The organism is Klebsiella sp. 2680 (assembly GCF_900198535.1).
GTDB classification, from domain to species: domain Bacteria; phylum Pseudomonadota; class Gammaproteobacteria; order Enterobacterales; family Enterobacteriaceae; genus Klebsiella; species Klebsiella indica.
Window position 1 is genome coordinate 446,166 of record NZ_FZNJ01000001.1, and the last position, 17,102, is coordinate 463,267.

The following is a 17,102-nucleotide window of genomic DNA, read 5'->3' on the forward strand; positions in this document are numbered from 1 at the left end:
AAAAAAGATGGGCAGATAAATCACCATCGGCAACAGTAGCCATGTGTTATCTGTTTCCAGCAGCACGCTTAAATGTATGAAACTTATTAGCAAAATAGAAAAAAGCAAAACAATATGCAGTGTATTGTGTTTCCTGGAAAAAATGGCGTAACGATACAGCATTATATTTCCCTTCGTTCACTCCTGGAACGAGTTATAATACCACACAAAAAACAATGAAATTTCTGAAAAACACGCGAATTAATCCTAATAAGTAAATTCTTACTGCAATATCAAGGAAGGCGACAGCAACCTGGATTATGGCAAGTACAAATCCATCGCCAACAATATACAGGCGATGATATAAATAAGAGGCGCACCAACCGCAGTCAGCCCGCCGATATAAACAAAACGTTGCCAGAAGATAACCAAAAGTACGCTTTATCTTACCGCCAATCCACGGACGTCTTGCCAGACCTGTTTTTACCTCGTATTTTGGCACTTCCTTTGCCCATCAGGGCGTTCATCGCTTGCGTTAACGAGGAATAATGGAACGCTTATTTGTCTACGGTACGCTCCGCCCGGGCCAGTGTAATGCTCATATTCTGGAAGATATAGGTGGAGAATGGTTGCCAGGTTATGTGACCGGCACGTTTTATGAACGCGGCTGGGGGGCGGCGGCGGATTTTCCGGGAGTCGTTCTTGATAAAAACGGCGCGCGTATTTCGGGTTATCTGTTCCTGTCCGCGCACCTTACCGCGCACTGGCCCATGCTGGATGAATTTGAAGATGGCTACGATCGCGTTGCCACTGAAGTGACCCTCGATGAGGGTCAGCAGGTGACCGCGTGGATCTATCAGCTACAGCCGAAAAATAATCCGTAAATATGTCTGCCCCGCATCACGTAAAGCTGCGGGGCGTTATCCATTTCACAGTTACTCGTCGCGCCAGCCCATTGCCGGTGCGACATGTTGCAGAATGGACTCAATCACATGGATATTATAATCCACCCCCAACTGATTCGGTACGGTGAGCAATAACGTATCCGCTTCGGCAATCGCTTCATCCTGTTTCAACTGTGCGATCAGCTTATCCGGCTCTGCGGCATAGCTGCGCCCAAAAATCGCTCTTGTATTTTGATCAAGGAAACCAACCGAATCGCTACTCTCGCCGCCTGAGCCGAAATACATGCGATCGCGATCGTCCATCAGGGCAAAAATGCTGCGGCTGACCGAAACGCGAGGCGTACGCGTGTGTCCAGCCGCCGCCCAGGCCTCGCGATAAGCCCGGATCTGTTTTGCCTGCTGAATATGAAAAGGCTCGCCGGTTTCATCATCTTTCAGCGTCGAACTTTGCAGATTCATCCCCAGTCTCGCCGCCCATATTGCCGTGGCGTTCGAACCGGCTCCCCACCAGATACGCTCGCGCAAACCTTCTGAATAGGGTTCGGGGCGCAACAGGCCCGGCGGGTTGGGGAACATTGGCTGCGGATTAGGCTTCGCAAAACCCTCCCCTCGCAGGGCGTCAAGCAGAACTTCAGTATGGCGGCGCGCCATATCAGACGCGTTTTCCCCTTCCGCGGGGACGTAACCAAAATAGCGCCAGCCATCCATCACCTGCTCCGGCGAGCCACGGCTGATCCCTAACTGTAAACGCCCGCCGGAGATTAAATCCGCCGCGCCCGCATCTTCGACCATATACAGCGGATTTTCATAGCGCATATCAATAACGCCCGTACCCATTTCAATACGCCGTGTTTTCGCCCCTATCGCGGCCAGCAAAGGAAATGGAGAACTGAGCTGACGGGCAAAATGATGCACCCGAAAATAAGCGCCATCCGCGCCCAATTCTTCAGCGGCGACGGCCAGATCGATGGATTGCAATAGCGCATCCGCGGCGGAACGCGTTGCGGAGTGCGGCGACGGTGTCCAGTGGCCAAATGACAAAAAACCGATTTTTTTCATAACGTAGGTATACTCTAAATAATTAGAGTTGCAGGAAGGCGGCAAGAGAGCAAATCCCCAGGAACATAGATAGCTATGTGACTGGGGTGAGCGAGCGCAGCCAACACACATGCAACTTGAAGTATGACGAGTATATCCTGATTTTCAGGGGAAAGCCGGGGAACAACACCGCACCCAGGCCTTTTATATACAGCGGGTATAACGAATTCCACCGTATTTATCGTGAGCGGAACAGACCACTGACAAAAACACACATACGCTTTTTCGCCAGCCGGAAGCAGAGCGCCATATGGGCAAACACCCCGCGTAACAATCTCAACACGCTGCTTAACTGATCCTCATTCTATTTTTGTCGGATTATTCGCTTACTCTACGCATTATCTGCGGAGAATAAATACGGTTTGTTTAACCGAATACATCAAATATATTGTTGAAGTCAGTGATTAACGCGTAAATAATCCCCGCATTATCCTGGTGGAAAAAGGGATACGCTATCAATTACGCAGTAAGCCGCTTTTTTCTGCTATCCTAATCGGCGCTACCGGACAGAATGAAAAGGGAGTTTTTAGTATGATCAGCGCGCTATATGCGGTTTTAGGTGCGTTATTGCTCATTAAGTTTTCTTATGATGTCGTGCGCTTGCGAATGCAATATCACGTCAGCTACGGCGATGGCGGTTTCAGCGAACTGCAGGTGGCTATCCGTGTACACGGGAACGCGGTTGAATATGTCCCCATCGGTCTGGTTCTGCTGCTGTTTATGGAAATGAACGGCGCACAGACCTGGATGATTCATCTCTGCGGTATTTTACTGATCGCCGGGCGTCTGATGCACGCTTATGGATTTCATCATCGTCTTTATCGCTGGCGTCGCTCCGGTATGAGCGCGACCTGGTGTTCGTTATTGCTGATGGTCATCGCGAATATCTGGTATATGCCCTGGGAGTTGGTTTTCTCCGTCCGTTAGCGCACAATACGCCGTTTTCGATTTTTCGGGTTTAAGGTTATGTCTCATCGCGATACGCTCTTTTCCGCGCCGATTGCCAGTCTCGGCGACTGGACCTTTGATGAACGGGTTGCTGAAGTCTTCCCGGATATGATTCAGCGCTCTGTTCCCGGCTATTCTAATATTATTTCGATGATCGGCATGCTGGCTGAGCGTTTCGTTCAGCCGGATACCCAGGTCTACGATCTTGGCTGTTCGCTTGGCGCGGCGACGCTGTCCATCCGCCGCAATATTGCGCATTCCGGGTGCAAAATTATCGCCATTGATAACTCTCCGGCGATGATTGAACGCTGCCGTCTCCATATTGACGCCTATAAAGCGCCGACGCCGGTCGAGGTGATCGAAGGCGATATTCGTCACGTCGCCATAACAAACGCCTCACTGGTGGTACTCAATTTCACGATTCAATTTCTTGAGCCGGGCGAACGCCAGGCCATTCTTGATAAAGTTTATCAGGGGCTGAACCCTGGCGGCGCGCTGGTGCTGTCGGAAAAATTCAGCTTTGAAGATGATAACGTCGGCGAACTGCTCTTCAACATGCATCATGATTTCAAACGCGCCAACGGCTACAGCGAACTGGAAATCAGCCAGAAACGCAGCATGCTGGAAAACGTGATGCTGACCGACTCCGTGGAAACCCATAAAGCGCGTCTGCGCAAAGCCGGTTTCGAACATGCCGAACTCTGGTTCCAGTGCTTTAACTTCGGATCGTTAATTGCCGTCAAATCCGGAGAACAGGGATGATTGACTTCAGTAATTTTTATCAATTGATTGCCAAAGGTCCCCTCTCGCACTGGCTGGAGACCCTTCCCGCGCAGGTAGCCGCCTGGCAACGTGACGCGCTGCACGGGAAATATCGTGAATGGGAACGCGCCGTCGAATTTTTGCCTGAATTTGCGCCCTGGCGTCTGGATTTATTGCACAGCGTTACCGCCGAGAGCGAAACGCCGCTCGGCGACGGCCAGCGTCTGCGCATTGAAAATCTGCTGAAAAATCTGATGCCCTGGCGTAAAGGGCCCTATTCCCTCTACGGCGTGCATATTGATACCGAGTGGCGTTCTGACTGGAAGTGGGAGCGCGTGCTACCGCATCTTTCCGATCTTACCGGGCGTACCATCCTTGACGTCGGTTGCGGCAGCGGATATCACATGTGGCGAATGATCGGCGCTGGCGCCCGGCTGGCGGTCGGTATCGACCCGACGCAACTGTTCCTCTGCCAGTTTGAAGCGGTGCGTAAGCTGCTGGGCAACGACCCGCGCGCACATCTGTTGCCGCTGGGGATTGAGCAACTTCCGGCGCTGAATGCCTTTGATACCGTGTTTTCGATGGGGGTGCTGTACCATCGCCGTTCCCCGCTCGATCATCTGTGGCAGCTAAAAGATCAGCTGGTTCCCGGCGGCGAGCTGGTGCTGGAGACGCTGGTGGTGGAAGGCGACGAAAATCGCGTTCTGGTGCCCGGCGACCGCTATGCGCAAATGCGTAACGTCTACTTTATTCCTTCTGCGAACGCCTTAAAACAGTGGCTGGAGAAGTGCGGGTTTATTGACGTGCGAATTGTTGATGCGTGCATAACCACCACTGATGAACAGCGCCGCACCCCGTGGATGACTACCGAATCGCTGGCCGACTTCCTTGACCCGAACGATAGCAGCAAAACCCTTGAAGGTTATCCCGCCCCGCTGCGGGCCGTGCTCATTGCAACAAAGCCGGAAACCCAGCAATCTTTAGCGGCGAAAAAAGCAGGACGATAATCTTCCGCCTGGACAAGCCCCATATTGTGCACAAAAAAAGGCCCCTGTTTAATGGGCAGGGGCCTGGTACGGGCAATCATCATATTGGGCGACATGATGTGCAGTAAAAACGGGCTAATCTCTCCGCGCGAGAATCGTATTCTTCATTTTCGCTACCGCTTCGCCGTTCACGGCGTAACGTAAATATTCTGCGGCGTCAGTGCCGGTTGACATCGATAATCCAGGATGGCGAAAACGCATCGGGGACGGTAACCACTGACCTGCCGAACTGTGCACTTCTTTTACCCCTGCCTGGATAAACAGCGGTAAGTTGGCGGCACGCACGCCTGCCCCTGCCATAATGATTGGAGTACGGGTTAGGGTAATAAGTTCCCTGATAAGTGAAATTCCTTTTTCAGCCGTCGCCTGCTGGCCCGATGTCAGGATTCGCTTAACGCCGAGTTCGAATAGTTCAGCACAGGCCTGGCGCGGGTTTGCACACATATCAAATGCCCGGTGAAAGGTCACGGCCAGCGGGCCTGCCGCCGTCATAATTTTTTCCATTCGTGCGCGATCGACCTGGCCGTCAGCATCCAGAATACCGATCGCCAGTCCGGGAAAACCCAGTTCCTTCACGGCGGCGATATCGTCAAGCATGGCGGCGAACTCGCCAGCGCTATAACAAAAATCACCGCCGCGCGGACGAATAATGGGATGCACGGGGATCGTCACCCTTTCACGCACCGATTTCAGTACGCCCAGCGACGGCGTCAGCCCTCCCTCCTGCGGCGCGGCGCACAGCTCGATGCGATCGGCGCCGTGATGCTGGGCCTCCAGCGCGCACGCCATGCTGTAACAACAGACTTCCAGTAAAGTCATTCTTTTCTCCGTTGACATAACAGACGCCATAGCGTGTCACGATTTATCCGCGCCGACACCGCACGACTTCACACTGTCACCCTTCAGCCTGCTCACTGGCGACAATTTGTTCAATCGACCACGGATGAAATTTAATCGTCACATTGCCATCCGTGATCGCCAGAGTCGGGTTGGGTAAGCGCTCGCGTTCCCCTTTTGGCGAGCTGGTTTTGACAAAAATACCCGGCTGGCTAAGACCTTCATCGGAAAGCAGCGCCAGCGCCCGGGCGTTCAGCGTGTCAGGTTCGCCCGGCAGGACGATTTCAATATGCTCCCAGCCCTCATGGGGATAACGCTTTTCACCCGGCCACGGCAGTTCCACAATATGCAGGCGCCAGTGTGCGACGCAAATCGGCTCATCCAGTTTGAATAAGCAGATAGGGCGACCATTAATAATATTTTCCGACAGCAGCGTGCCGCATTGTTCAAACCCGCTACGCCAGCGCTCCGCCGTGGTATTCTGATGGCAGCGCAGAGAAATATGGTCAGCATCATGCAGCGCCATATCCAGACCAAGCCGACTGGCAAGCGCATTTAACGCCTCGGTGAAATGCACCAGGTCCGCGGAAATATCGTTCAGTTTATCAATCTGCTGCCAGTTCGCCATTGTAAGCCTCGGTTCGTACCAAAAAGCGCTAATCTATCGCGTTTCGCCGGGCAGACCAACCGGCAATCTGCAGTCATCATCAGTGGACGGTTATTCGTTAAGCATGCCCGGTGTAAGGTAAGCTTACGTTGTATTGACACGCAAAATGGCGGCGAAAATAAAAATAAAGTCTTCGTCAACGCCCGCGCGCAATGCTGACGCACAGGCGTAAATACAGTATACTTCCGCCCTTATTTGTCCACATTCCAGCGCCGCCCCGTCAGGGCGATAGCGTGTAAACGTAAGGTATTTCGGTGAATATTCAGGCTCTTCTCTCAGAAAAAGTCAGCCAGGCCCTGATCGCAGCAGGTGCGCCTGCCGATTGCGAACCTCAGGTCCGCCAGTCAGCAAAAGTCCAGTTCGGTGACTATCAGGCCAACGGCGTGATGGCCATTGCTAAAAAACTGGGCATGGCGCCGCGACAACTTGCAGAGCAGGTTCTGTCTCATCTCGACCTGAACGGGATTGCCAGCAAAGTTGAAATCGCCGGTCCGGGCTTTATCAATATTTTCCTCGACCCGGCATTCCTGGCGGAAAACGTCAGCAGCGCGCTGAAATCTGAGCGCCTGGGCGTTTCGCAGCCGCAGGCGCAGACCGTGGTTATTGACTACTCCGCGCCAAACGTTGCAAAAGAGATGCACGTCGGGCATCTGCGTTCCACCATCATCGGCGATGCCGCCGTGCGAACGCTGGAGTTTCTTGGCCATAACGTCATCCGTGCTAACCACGTGGGCGACTGGGGTACCCAGTTCGGCATGCTCATCGCCTACCTGGAAAAACAACAGCAGGAAAATGCCGGTGACATGGCGCTGGCGGATCTCGAAGGTTTCTATCGCGAAGCGAAAAAACACTACGATGAAGATGAAGCCTTCGCCGAGCGCGCACGCAGCTATGTGGTTAAGCTGCAGAGCGGTGACGACTATTTCCGCGACATGTGGCGCAAACTGGTGGACATTACCATGTCGCAAAACCAGCTCACCTATAACCGCCTGAACGTCACTCTCACCCGTGACGATGTGATGGGTGAAAGCCTGTATAACCCGATGCTGCCGGAGATCGTTGCCGATCTGAAAGCCAAAGGTCTGGCCGTTGAAAGCGAAGGTGCTACCGTTGTTTTCCTTGATGAGTATAAAAACAAGGAAGGCGAACCGATGGGCGTCATCATCCAGAAAAAAGATGGCGGCTATCTCTACACCACCACCGATATCGCTTGTGCGAAATACCGTTACGAAAAACTGCATGCCGATCGGGTGCTGTACTATATCGACTCTCGCCAGCATCAGCACCTGATGCAGGCATGGACCATCGTCCGTAAAGCGGGTTACGTACCAGATTCCGTCCCGCTGGAACACCATATGTTCGGTATGATGCTCGGCAAAGACGGCAAACCGTTTAAAACCCGCGCGGGCGGTACCGTGAAGCTTGCCGATCTGCTGGACGAAGCGCTGGAACGCGCCCGTCGCCTGGTTGCCGAGAAAAACCCGGATATGCCTGCCGACGAGCTGGAAAAACTGGCTAACGCCGTCGGGATTGGCGCAGTAAAATACGCTGACTTGTCCAAAAACCGCACCACCGACTACATCTTCGACTGGGATAATATGCTGGCATTTGAGGGCAACACCGCGCCTTATATGCAATATGCCTATACCCGGGTGCTTTCCGTATTCCGCAAAGCGGAAATCGATGAAAGCGCGCTGGCGGCTGCGCCGGTCCTCATTACCGAAGATCGTGAAGCCCAGTTGGCTGCGCGCCTGCTGCAATTTGAAGAAACCCTGTCAGTTGTCGCGCGTGAAGGAACGCCGCACGTCATGTGTTCTTATCTGTACGATCTGGCGGGCCTGTTCTCCGGCTTCTACGAGCACTGCCCGATCCTGAGCGCTGAAAGCGAAGAGACGCGCAACAGCCGCCTGAAGCTGGCTCTGCTGACCGCGAAAACCCTCAAACTGGGGCTCGATACGCTGGGTATTGAAACCGTAGAACGGATGTAATTCTCGACAAAATAGCGCTAAATGCCGATGATTTAACCCGATCATCGGCATTTTTATCGTCTCGTGTTTGCCGGTTAGTCTCCTCTTGCATCCGTCCCTGATTCCGGATGCGCACCAGGAACGCCGTTAAAAACAAAATCGTTATCCCGCCATACGTTTCCCCCCTATTTTCAGTCGCGAATACCCCTTGCGAAAACAGAGTAATCGGAGTAAAGACAATAAAAAGGGTTATTTGCGTATCTCAGGGAGGTTCAATGCCCTACTCACATCTGCTGGTCGCCGTTGCCCCAACCCCGGAAAGCCGGATGCTTCTTCAGAAAGCGGTTTCCATCGCCCGTCCCGTCAATGCAAAAGTCAGCCTGATTACGCTGGCGACGGACCCGGAACTGTATAATCAATTCGCGGCGCCAATGATGGAAAACTTACGCGAATTGATGCAGGAGGAAACGCGCGGATTTCTGGCGGAGCTCGCCCGCCACGCTGATTATCCAATTGCGAATATGACCATCGCCAGCGGCGAACTTGGCCATCATGTGAAAGATTTCTGCCAGCAGTATCACGTTGATCTGGTTATTTGCGGTAACCACAACCAGAGTCTGTTTTCTCGTGCGACCTGCTCGGCGAAGAGTATTGTCGGCTGTAGTGGCGTTGATGTGCTGCTGGTTTGTCTCGAAAAACGTTAGCGCCAGCGCGGCGCTAACGTTTTCGTCTCAGGCAAGTTTAGGGAAAGTCGCGACCTTACGTTCTAAATGGCTTTTCTCACTCCCCGGCTCAACCGCCTTTAGATCGGTAATAAACCTCTCCTGCCAGCGCTGAATATCATTATCCTTGATGACCGCCAGCATTGCCGAATGGCGAGCAATACGCTCAGCCAGCGGCATGGTTAGCGCCCGATCCAGCGCCGCCGCCACCTCATCACGATCGTAAGGGTTGACGATCAATGCCGTTGGTAGCTCATTCGCCGCGCCGGCAAACTGCGACAGAACCAGCACGCCCGGATTTTGCGGATCCTGCGCGGCAACATACTCTTTTGCCACCAGATTCATCCCATCGCGCAGCGGTGTGACCAGGCCGACATCCGAGTAGCGGAAGATTTTCATCAGCAGCTTGCGTTCAAAATGTTGGTTCAGGTAGTAAAGCGGCGTCCAGCCCAGTTGGCCGTATCGACCATTGATGCGGCCGGCCGCGTTTTCCAGCTGGTGACGAATATCCTGATACGCCTGAACATCGCCACGCGAGGTCGGCGCAATCTGGGTATAGCGGATCTTACCGTGATGCTGCGGATAGTTTTCCAGCAGCGCTTCATAGGCGAGAAAACGTTCAGGCAAACCTTTTGAGTAATCCAGTCGTTCAACGGAAAAAATATTCTGTACGCTCTTAAGTTCGCTTTTCAACTGCGCCAGTTTTGGCGGTAACGGCCCTTTTGCGTTACGCGCGATTTCGTCGGGATCGATACCTATCGGGTAAACTTCGCTGCGGAAGGGTTTACCCCAGGCAACGTGATTTTTCCCGCTGCGCGTGGTCACCCGGGTCTGCGTTGATACGCAGTCGAGAAACGCCAGCCGGTCGTTCTCGGTCTGAAACCCCAACAGATCGTAATCACAGAGCTGTTCAAGCAGTTCCGCATTTGGGGGTAAGGCATTGAAAATTTCCGGCGTCGGGAACGGGATATGCAAAAAGAAGCCGATGCGATTGTTCACGCCGCGTTGACGCAACTCAGCAGCCAGCGGCAGCAGGTGGTAATCGTGGACCCATACGATGTCATCAGGTTCAATCAGCGGCAGCAGCTTGTCTGCCAGGCTGGCATTCACGCGTTGGTATCCTTCCCAGGCATCACGCTGAAAATCCACCAGATCGAGGCGGTAATGGAATGCGGGCCACAACACGGCGTTAGAAAAGCGATTGTAGTATTCATCATGGTCTTGCTCGCTGAGGTTGAATGACGCCCAGGTAATATTCCCCCGCGTCACTTTTTTCAACGGCTGCTGGTCATCGCCAATTTCCCCGCTCCAGCCAAACCATAATCCTCCGGCTGCTTTTAACGCCCCCATAATCCCTACCGCCAGACCTCCGGCGCTGGCCTTTTTATCATCTGGAGGGGCAATACGATTAGATACTACGACTAAGCGACCCATGATCATTTCTCCTGTCGGTTAGCGCATCTGGTTGTTGCCCATGATTCGCGATATCACTTATCCAAAGATGTACTGCGGTCACATCCGGCAAGCGCCAACGCGCCTGCGTTTCGCCGCTGCCGACTTTGACCGATACACCACCCAATCGATTGACGACGGCAAAGCCTGCTTCATCGGTTAAGTCATCACCGACAAAAACCGGCTTGCGCCCTTTGAAGGGCGTTTCCTGCATAAACGCGGCGATCGCCTCCCCTTTATCCACGCCATGCGGTTTGATCTCTATCACGCATTTACCTGGCTGTAACGCCAGAATCGGATAGCGTTGCACCACCTCTTGCGCCAACGCCAGCACCGCCTGCTGCTGCTGTGGCGCCTGCCGGTAATGCACCGCAAAAGCCATTCCTTTGCATTCCAGTTCGCAGCCGGGCAGCGCCGCCACTGCCGCGGTCAGCTGCGCAGAGAGCCTGTCGAGAAGCGCATCAGGTAAGGCGACAATATGCGTTTTACCATTGATATCACGGCGCTCAGCCCCGTGGACACCGGCAAGCGGCAGCCGGTAAGGACGGGTAAGTGCATCCAGCTCAACCATTGAGCGCCCTGAAATCAATGCCACCGCGCCGTTGTGCTGCTGCGTAAGCCGTTGCAGCGTCTGAAGAACGTCAGCAGGAATAACGACCTGATCGGGATGGGGTTTGATACCGGCAAGGGTACCGTCGAGGTCAAAGAAATACGCGTAGTTTCCGGTTAACGCAGGCGGTACAGAAATCTGGTCATCCACCCTGTGTCCTCCTTATCATGGTCAGCGACATGCTGAGTAGTAACGAAAGTTAGCCATGTAAGTATAGACAGTGTGACGAGCCTCGCCATTTTTGCTTATCATCGCCGGCGCAGCGGGCGCCAGCGATGATTCAGGATTACACTAAAAGATTGGGAATAATCAAGCGATACGCTTCGCTTTCTGTTTGTAGCGGTCGAAGATGACTGCCGCCAGCAAAATCAACCCGCGTACCACATACTGCGAGAATGGCGAAATATTCAGCAAATTCATCGCATTCTCTACCGTGCCCAGGATCAGAATCCCGGCAACCACATAGGAGATTTTACCGATCCCGCCTTTCAGCGATACGCCCCCCAGCACGCAGGCCGAAATCACAATCATCTCATAGCCAATCGACGTCATCGGCTGACCGCTGGTCATGCGCGATGCCAGAATGATGCCCGCAGCAGCCGAAACCAGCCCAGAGAGGACAAAAATAATAATCTTGGTGCGAACAACCGGGACTCCCGCCAGGCGCGCCGCTTCTTCGTTACCGCCAATCGCCAGCGTATTGCGGCCGAAGGTGGTTTTATTCAGCAGCAGGCCAAAAATAATCAGGCAGGCAACGGTCAGCCAGATAGGCGCAGGCAAACCAAACCAGTTGGCATAACCAAGGGCAAAGAAGCGCTCGTCTTCAATCCCAACGGCTTTACCGTCAGAAATAATATAGGCCAGACCGCGAACGATCTGCATCGTGGCCAGAGTGGTGATCAGCGCGTTAATCTTTAAACGGGCAATGACAAAACCATTTATCAGACCGCACAACGCGCCCAGCAGCAGGCCGGCGGCAATACCAATCCACATGCTTTCGGTGAGGTTAATCACCACCGCCGTGGTCACCCCGGCACAGGCGATAACCGAGGCTATCGACAGGTCAAAATCACCGGATGACAGGCAAAACAGCATTCCACAGGCCACCATCCCGGACATAGAAATGGCCAGTCCCAGGCCTTTCATATTAATAAATGAGGCAAAATTAGGCACAAAAATCACGCAGGCGATAAACAGCACCGCAAAAACGACCAGCATGCCGAACTGATCCCAGACGCGGGAAAAACTGAAAGCCGTGCGGCCGGAACCTGAAGTGGTAATTGATGACATCATAAACTCCTTACTCAGGCGACGGCCTGGCTCACTTTTGGCATTGCAAGGCTTAATGCCTGCTGTTCGTTGGCATGTTCATGCAGCAGCTCTCCGGCGATTTCACCTTCGCGCATCACGACGATACGGTCTGCCACGCCAAGGACTTCAGGTAAGTCGCTGGACGCAAATACCACCGCGACGCCAGAGTCTGCTAATGAATAGATGACGTTGTAAATCTCATGCTTAGCGCCCACATCAATACCCCGGGTCGGCTCATCAAGCAGGATGACTTTCATCTCCTCCGATAACCAACGTCCGAGAATCGCCTTCTGCTGGTTGCCGCCGGAGAGGTTCATAATCAGTTGTTCCGGACCTGGCGTTTTAATATTGAGCGACTTGATATGCTGATCGGCGTTTTCCGCTTCCCAGGCCGTATTGATGATGCAGCCCGCGAGAATATGCTTACGCCTGGCGCTGATATTGATATTCTCGCGTACCGAGTGGACCGGAATAATCCCTTCCGCTTTGCGGTCTTCCGGGCACAGCATCATACCGGCCTGAATCGCCTGCGCAGGTTTGCGAATATCAATGGCCTGGCCGTCGATATACACCTGACCGCCGGTAATTCTGCTGCCACCAAATATGCCTTTCATCAGCTCACTGCGCCCGGCCCCCACCAGACCAAACAGGCCGACGATTTCGCCGCTGCGGACCGACAGACTGACTGGCTGTCGTACTCCCGGCGCTTTCACCTGCTCCAGACGCAAACGCTCTTGACCATATTCACGCGGCCGCCAACCGTAAATATCCCCCAAATCACGCCCGACCATCGCCTGAACCAGAGCGTCGTGGTTAACTTCCTGCATATTGTCGAAGGTGCGCACGTAGCGGCCATCTTTGAATACCGTAATGGCATCGCTTAGCGCGAAAATCTCAGCTATACGGTGGGAGACGTAAATAATAACCCGCCCTTCCTGACGCAGTTCGCGAATCACCCGGAACAGGTTTTCGATTTCCCGGGCTGAAAGCGAACTCGTCGGTTCGTCAAAGGCGATGATTTTGGCGTTACGCGCCAGCGCCTTGGCAATCTCCACCATTTGCCACTGGCCAATGGAGAGATATTTCAGCGGCGTTTCCGGGTCGATATCGAGTCCCAGATGCTCAAGTTGCAAACGCGCCTCATAGTTGAGCAGCGAACGGTTGACGATCCCGCCTTTGTGCGGAAGCTGTCCGAGGTAGATATTTTCCGCCACGGTCATTTCCGGGATCAGATGCAGTTCCTGATAGATAATCGCCACGCCGGCGTTCAATGCCTCGGTGGTATTATTAAATACCATCTGCTGGCCTCTGATTTGCAGACTGCCGGCAGTCGGTATGTAGTTACCGCTGAGAATTTTCAGCAGCGTGGATTTCCCGGCGCCGTTTTCTCCCATCAAAGCGTGAATCTGTCCGGCATAGCAGTCAAAGCTAATATCGGACAGCGCTTTAACGCCCGGGAAGGTCATGGTAATGCCGTGAAATGAGAGATAAGGGGTTGACTGTTGCATAACGACTCCGCTTTTCTGGACTGGGCCTCCCGTTGATGACGAGGGGCCCGATCAATCAGGCCTTATAGCCCCTTTTTCGCCAGCTCTTCTTTATAGTTGTCGCGGGTAATCAACACCACGTCGGTCACGGCGGTGAATTTCGGCGGTTCAACGCCTTTCGTCACCCAGTTGTAAAGCATCTCGCTGGTTTTATAGCCGTGGATATCCGGGCTCGGCAACAGAGAGCCATAGAAACCGGTTGCCTGCGCCTTAGACAACTCATTCACCGCATCCACCCCGTTAATGCCGATACCAATGACGTCAGATGCTTTAAAACCCTGGCCTTCGGTGGCGCGCACGCCGCCCAGCACGGTATTGTCATTCATGCCGACAATCAGCCAGTGTTTTACTTCAGGATGTTGAACCAGCATGGAGTTACCGGCATCAAAAGCGCCGGGGATATCGTTAGATTTGGTTGGCACACGATAGATCTGCTTTTCCGGGAAACCGGCGGCTTTCAGCGCATCCATTGAGCCGGTGGTACGACGGCGGGCGGTATCGAGTTCATCAGCCGTGATCGCCATCACCGCCGTATCCTTCACATCCCAACCCCGTTTCTGCATCTCTTTATACAGCTCCTGTCCCTGACGTGCGCCAATTTCGCTGGCGGCCATCATTACCAGTGGCACGCTGTCCATCGGTTTACCCTTAGCATTGACAAACTGGTCATCGACGGTAATGACTTTCATATCATAGCCGCGTGCCTTAGCGACAATCGCAGGCCCAAGTTTCGGGTCCGGCGTACAGATCACGAAACCTTTCGCTCCGCTGGCCGCCAGACTATCAATGGCGTTCAGGGTTTTCTCGCCGTCGGGTACGGCAATCTTAATCACATCGAAACCTAAATCTTTACCGGCCTTATCGGCAAATTTCCACTCGGTTTGAAACCATGGCTCTTCGGGTTGTTTCACCAGAAAACCCAGCTTAAGCGTCTCAGCCATAGCTGATTGTGACATAACTGCGGCGAGACCAATCGCCGCCAGGGCTTTAGTAAATATGTGCATGGTAAACTCCAGCTTTTATTCGCTCTTATGTAGGGAAAAATCGGAATTAATTTTTAAATCAGACGAAAAACAAGGCATTAGAAAAATCTCGATCATGACTGCCATTGTTAAAACAGTATTAACCGGAAATTATTTCTCCATACGAGAGCGCAATCACATCGCGGAATTACAGTAATTGCGTACATAAAAACAGCGAAAAAAGCCATAAAAAAAGCGCCAATTATCATACAATTGACGCTCATAATAGCAGTATCATCTATATCACCAGCAGGCTTATCCTTGTGGGTACATTGAGTATGTCCCGTATGACTGAGTATACGAGGCACCTTCCCCAGCAAACAGACTGCACGGTACGCACAAATTCAGACGGAAGGCGAATCAATTTAGTTCGCTGAATACCGCGCGCAGCCAGTGCCGCACCTGCATATTCTGTGTCGACGCTTTAGCGTAAAACAGACGCATTATCACCATCACTATCGTTACTCATCGCCATCGTTTTAAAAACATTTTTCGCTAATAACCCGCTTTTAAATTCAAAAAATGAATTAAAAATTTTTAACCAGATCACATTAATGTGCAACAGACAGGTTATGAAAACTATTGGTGATCTCGATCACATTTAAAACCATAATCTAATAATATAAAAACAGCGTTTCAAAAATTAAAAACTTGGAGTTTATTTTAATGGCAAGATACACGGCTTCAGCCTCTGAAGGGCTGCAGGGAAGACCGATTTTGTTACGCCATCAGTTAGCCTACGGCGGCGGAAATTTACTGGGAAGCGGCGCACTGGCGATCAGCGGCGCGTGGCTACTCTATTTTTATACAACATTTTGTGGGCTGACGCTGATCGAAGCCTCTTTTATTTTCTCCGTCGCCAGCATTATCGACGCGATCAGTAACCCGCTAATGGGGTATCTCACCGATAACTTTGGCAAAACGCGCCTCGGTAAACGCTTTGGCCGTCGTCGTTTCTTTTTATTAATCGGTATCCCGCTGATGATGTTTTATCCACTGTTATGGATAGACGGACTCGGCTTTTGGTACTACCTGTGCACCTACGTGGCCTTTGAAATTATATACACGTCAATTATGGTCCCATACGAAACGCTGGCGACCGAGATGACCGACGATTTCTCGTTGCGGTCGAAACTCACAGGTTACAAAGCGATTTTCGGTAAACTGGCTAACTTTCTGGCGGCATTTATTCCCGGTCAGTACATCCTGCTTTACGGCAAAGAATCCGCTACGCCGTTCTTCCTGACCGGCCTGACCTACGGCGTCATTCTCATTATCGCGATCTCCTGCTTATGGTATTGCAGTTGGGAGCGACCGCGCGAAGAGGAAAACCGCCGCGAAGAGAGAAAAGGATTACTCAATACTCTCCTTATGCTGGCGAAAGATATTCGCTCGACATTTTATCTGCGCGTATTCCGTAAACACCTCGGTATGTATCTGTGTGGGTTTGGCGCCGAATGGCTGTTTGCCTCTATCTTTACCTACTTTGTTATTTTCGTTCTGCAACACGATCCGGCGATGGTCGCCGGTCTTAACAGCCTGAACTCTATTCTGCAACTGATCTCTACCGCGCTGTTTATCGGCCTGTGCGTGAAAAAAGGGTTCAGTAAACCCTACATTCTGGCATTGGGCGTGGTTATCTTTTCCGTGATGCTTTATACGTCGTTATGGTTCTTCCATTTGCCTGCTCACCTGGCCACCATCCTGATGTTTGGTATCACCGTACTGTTCGGCCTGGGGACCGGTGGCGTGTATTACATTCCGTGGACCGTATACACTTTTTTAGCCGATGTTGATGAGATCTATACCGGCCGCCGTCGTGAAGGTATTTATGCAGGGGCAATGACCTTTTCTGGCAAAATTTTACGCTCAATTATCGTCTTCACCATGGGCGCTATACTCAGCTTTTATGGCTTCCAGTCAAAAGCGCATACGCAACCGGAAAGCGCAGTAACCGCTATTGCGGTGGTGTTCTGTGTGGGAGTGATTCTGCTGGCTCTGGCGGCAATTGTCTTTAGTAAGCAGATGAAGCTCGATCGTAAAGCACATATGTTGGTTCTGCAGGAGGTTGCGCGCATTAAAGCGGGGGGAAAAATTGCTGATATCGCACCGGATGTTCGCCTTGTTGTTGAAGATTTAGTTGGCCATCGCTATGAAGAGTGCTGGGGTAACAACAAACTGTTCAGAAATACCGGGGAGACGCCGACCCGCGCCGCGGTTTCCCACTAA

General features: G+C 52.4%; 16 protein-coding genes. 7 read left to right on the forward strand and 9 right to left on the reverse strand.

Annotation, left to right across the window (positions count from 1 at the left end; all coding sequences use genetic code 11):
* Positions 1-193: 193 nt before the first annotated feature.
* The gene (locus tag FN037_RS02240) at positions 194-481 is read right to left on the reverse strand and encodes a hypothetical protein (RefSeq protein ID WP_138360278.1); all 288 of its coding nucleotides are present in this window, start codon (positions 479-481) and stop codon (positions 194-196) included.
* Between the two features lie 46 nt (positions 482-527).
* On the opposite strand from FN037_RS02240, the gene FN037_RS02245 reads away from it, so the two are divergent.
* On the forward strand, positions 528-863 hold the full coding sequence (locus tag FN037_RS02245) for a gamma-glutamylcyclotransferase family protein (protein ID WP_138360277.1): 336 nt from the start codon (positions 528-530) through the stop codon (positions 861-863).
* 51 nt (positions 864-914) lie between these two features.
* Here the strand turns inward: FN037_RS02245 and FN037_RS02250 are convergent, their stop codons facing one another.
* A complete protein-coding gene (locus FN037_RS02250) occupies positions 915-1,943 on the reverse strand; it encodes an LLM class flavin-dependent oxidoreductase (protein WP_142501458.1) in 1,029 nt (342 codons plus the stop codon).
* A gap of 570 nt (positions 1,944-2,513) precedes the next feature.
* On the opposite strand from FN037_RS02250, the gene FN037_RS02255 reads away from it, so the two are divergent.
* The 3 genes from FN037_RS02255 to cmoB are packed head-to-tail and all read left to right on the forward strand — an operon-like array spanning position 2,514 to position 4,699.
* Positions 2,514-2,909 (forward strand): MAPEG family protein, encoded by a 396-nt coding sequence (locus tag FN037_RS02255; RefSeq protein WP_138360275.1) that lies wholly within the window; start codon positions 2,514-2,516, stop codon positions 2,907-2,909.
* A 39-nt stretch (positions 2,910-2,948) separates the two neighbouring features.
* The gene (gene cmoA, locus FN037_RS02260) at positions 2,949-3,692 is read left to right on the forward strand and encodes a carboxy-S-adenosyl-L-methionine synthase CmoA (protein WP_138360274.1); all 744 of its coding nucleotides are present in this window, start codon (positions 2,949-2,951) and stop codon (positions 3,690-3,692) included.
* Positions 3,689-4,699 (forward strand): tRNA 5-methoxyuridine(34)/uridine 5-oxyacetic acid(34) synthase CmoB, encoded by a 1,011-nt coding sequence (cmoB, locus tag FN037_RS02265; RefSeq protein ID WP_138360273.1) that lies wholly within the window; start codon positions 3,689-3,691, stop codon positions 4,697-4,699. The genes cmoA and cmoB overlap by 4 nt, the downstream gene beginning before the upstream one ends.
* Positions 4,700-4,813: 114 nt before the next feature.
* Here cmoB and cutC read toward each other — a convergent pair whose 3' ends face one another.
* Both cutC and FN037_RS02275 read right to left on the reverse strand, forming a co-directional pair.
* Complete coding sequence (gene cutC, locus FN037_RS02270) at positions 4,814-5,557, reverse strand: copper homeostasis protein CutC (protein ID WP_142501459.1); 744 nt, start codon at positions 5,555-5,557, stop codon at positions 4,814-4,816.
* 76 nt (positions 5,558-5,633) lie between these two features.
* Positions 5,634-6,203 carry a VOC family protein gene (locus tag FN037_RS02275; protein WP_142501460.1) on the reverse strand — a complete coding sequence of 190 codons (570 nt, stop codon included), beginning with the start codon at positions 6,201-6,203 and terminating at the stop codon, positions 5,634-5,636.
* 293 nt (positions 6,204-6,496) lie between these two features.
* Between FN037_RS02275 and argS the strand changes: the two genes are divergently transcribed.
* Together argS and uspC are read left to right on the forward strand one after the other, a co-directional pair.
* Positions 6,497-8,230: an arginine--tRNA ligase gene (gene argS / locus FN037_RS02280; RefSeq protein ID WP_142501461.1), complete on the forward strand. Its 1,734-nt coding sequence runs from the start codon at positions 6,497-6,499 to the stop codon at positions 8,228-8,230.
* Positions 8,231-8,484: 254 nt separating this feature from the next.
* Positions 8,485-8,913, forward strand: a complete 429-nt coding sequence (gene uspC, locus FN037_RS02285; RefSeq protein ID WP_138360269.1) for a universal stress protein UspC — start codon at positions 8,485-8,487, stop codon at positions 8,911-8,913.
* 27 nt (positions 8,914-8,940) lie between these two features.
* Here uspC and otsA read toward each other — a convergent pair whose 3' ends face one another.
* The 5 genes from otsA to FN037_RS02310 all read right to left on the reverse strand — a co-directional run bounded on the left by otsA (position 8,941) and on the right by FN037_RS02310 (position 14,855).
* Positions 8,941-10,365, reverse strand: a complete 1,425-nt coding sequence (gene otsA / locus FN037_RS02290; protein ID WP_138360268.1) for an alpha,alpha-trehalose-phosphate synthase — start codon at positions 10,363-10,365, stop codon at positions 8,941-8,943.
* On the reverse strand, positions 10,340-11,143 hold the full coding sequence (otsB, locus tag FN037_RS02295) for a trehalose-phosphatase (RefSeq protein WP_142501462.1): 804 nt from the start codon (positions 11,141-11,143) through the stop codon (positions 10,340-10,342). The genes otsA and otsB overlap by 26 nt, the downstream gene beginning before the upstream one ends.
* A gap of 159 nt (positions 11,144-11,302) precedes the next feature.
* On the reverse strand, positions 11,303-12,283 hold the full coding sequence (gene araH, locus FN037_RS02300; RefSeq protein ID WP_138360394.1) for an L-arabinose ABC transporter permease AraH: 981 nt from the start codon (positions 12,281-12,283) through the stop codon (positions 11,303-11,305).
* Between the two features lie 14 nt (positions 12,284-12,297).
* Entirely contained in the window at positions 12,298-13,812 is a 1,515-nt protein-coding gene (gene araG, locus FN037_RS02305) for an L-arabinose ABC transporter ATP-binding protein AraG (RefSeq protein WP_138360266.1), read from the reverse strand.
* A gap of 62 nt (positions 13,813-13,874) precedes the next feature.
* A complete protein-coding gene (locus FN037_RS02310) occupies positions 13,875-14,855 on the reverse strand; it encodes an arabinose ABC transporter substrate-binding protein (protein ID WP_138360265.1) in 981 nt (326 codons plus the stop codon).
* A 735-nt stretch (positions 14,856-15,590) separates the two neighbouring features.
* On the opposite strand from FN037_RS02310, the gene FN037_RS02315 reads away from it, so the two are divergent.
* Positions 15,591-17,102 (forward strand): MFS transporter, encoded by a 1,512-nt coding sequence (locus FN037_RS02315; RefSeq protein ID WP_185929228.1) that lies wholly within the window; start codon positions 15,591-15,593, stop codon positions 17,100-17,102.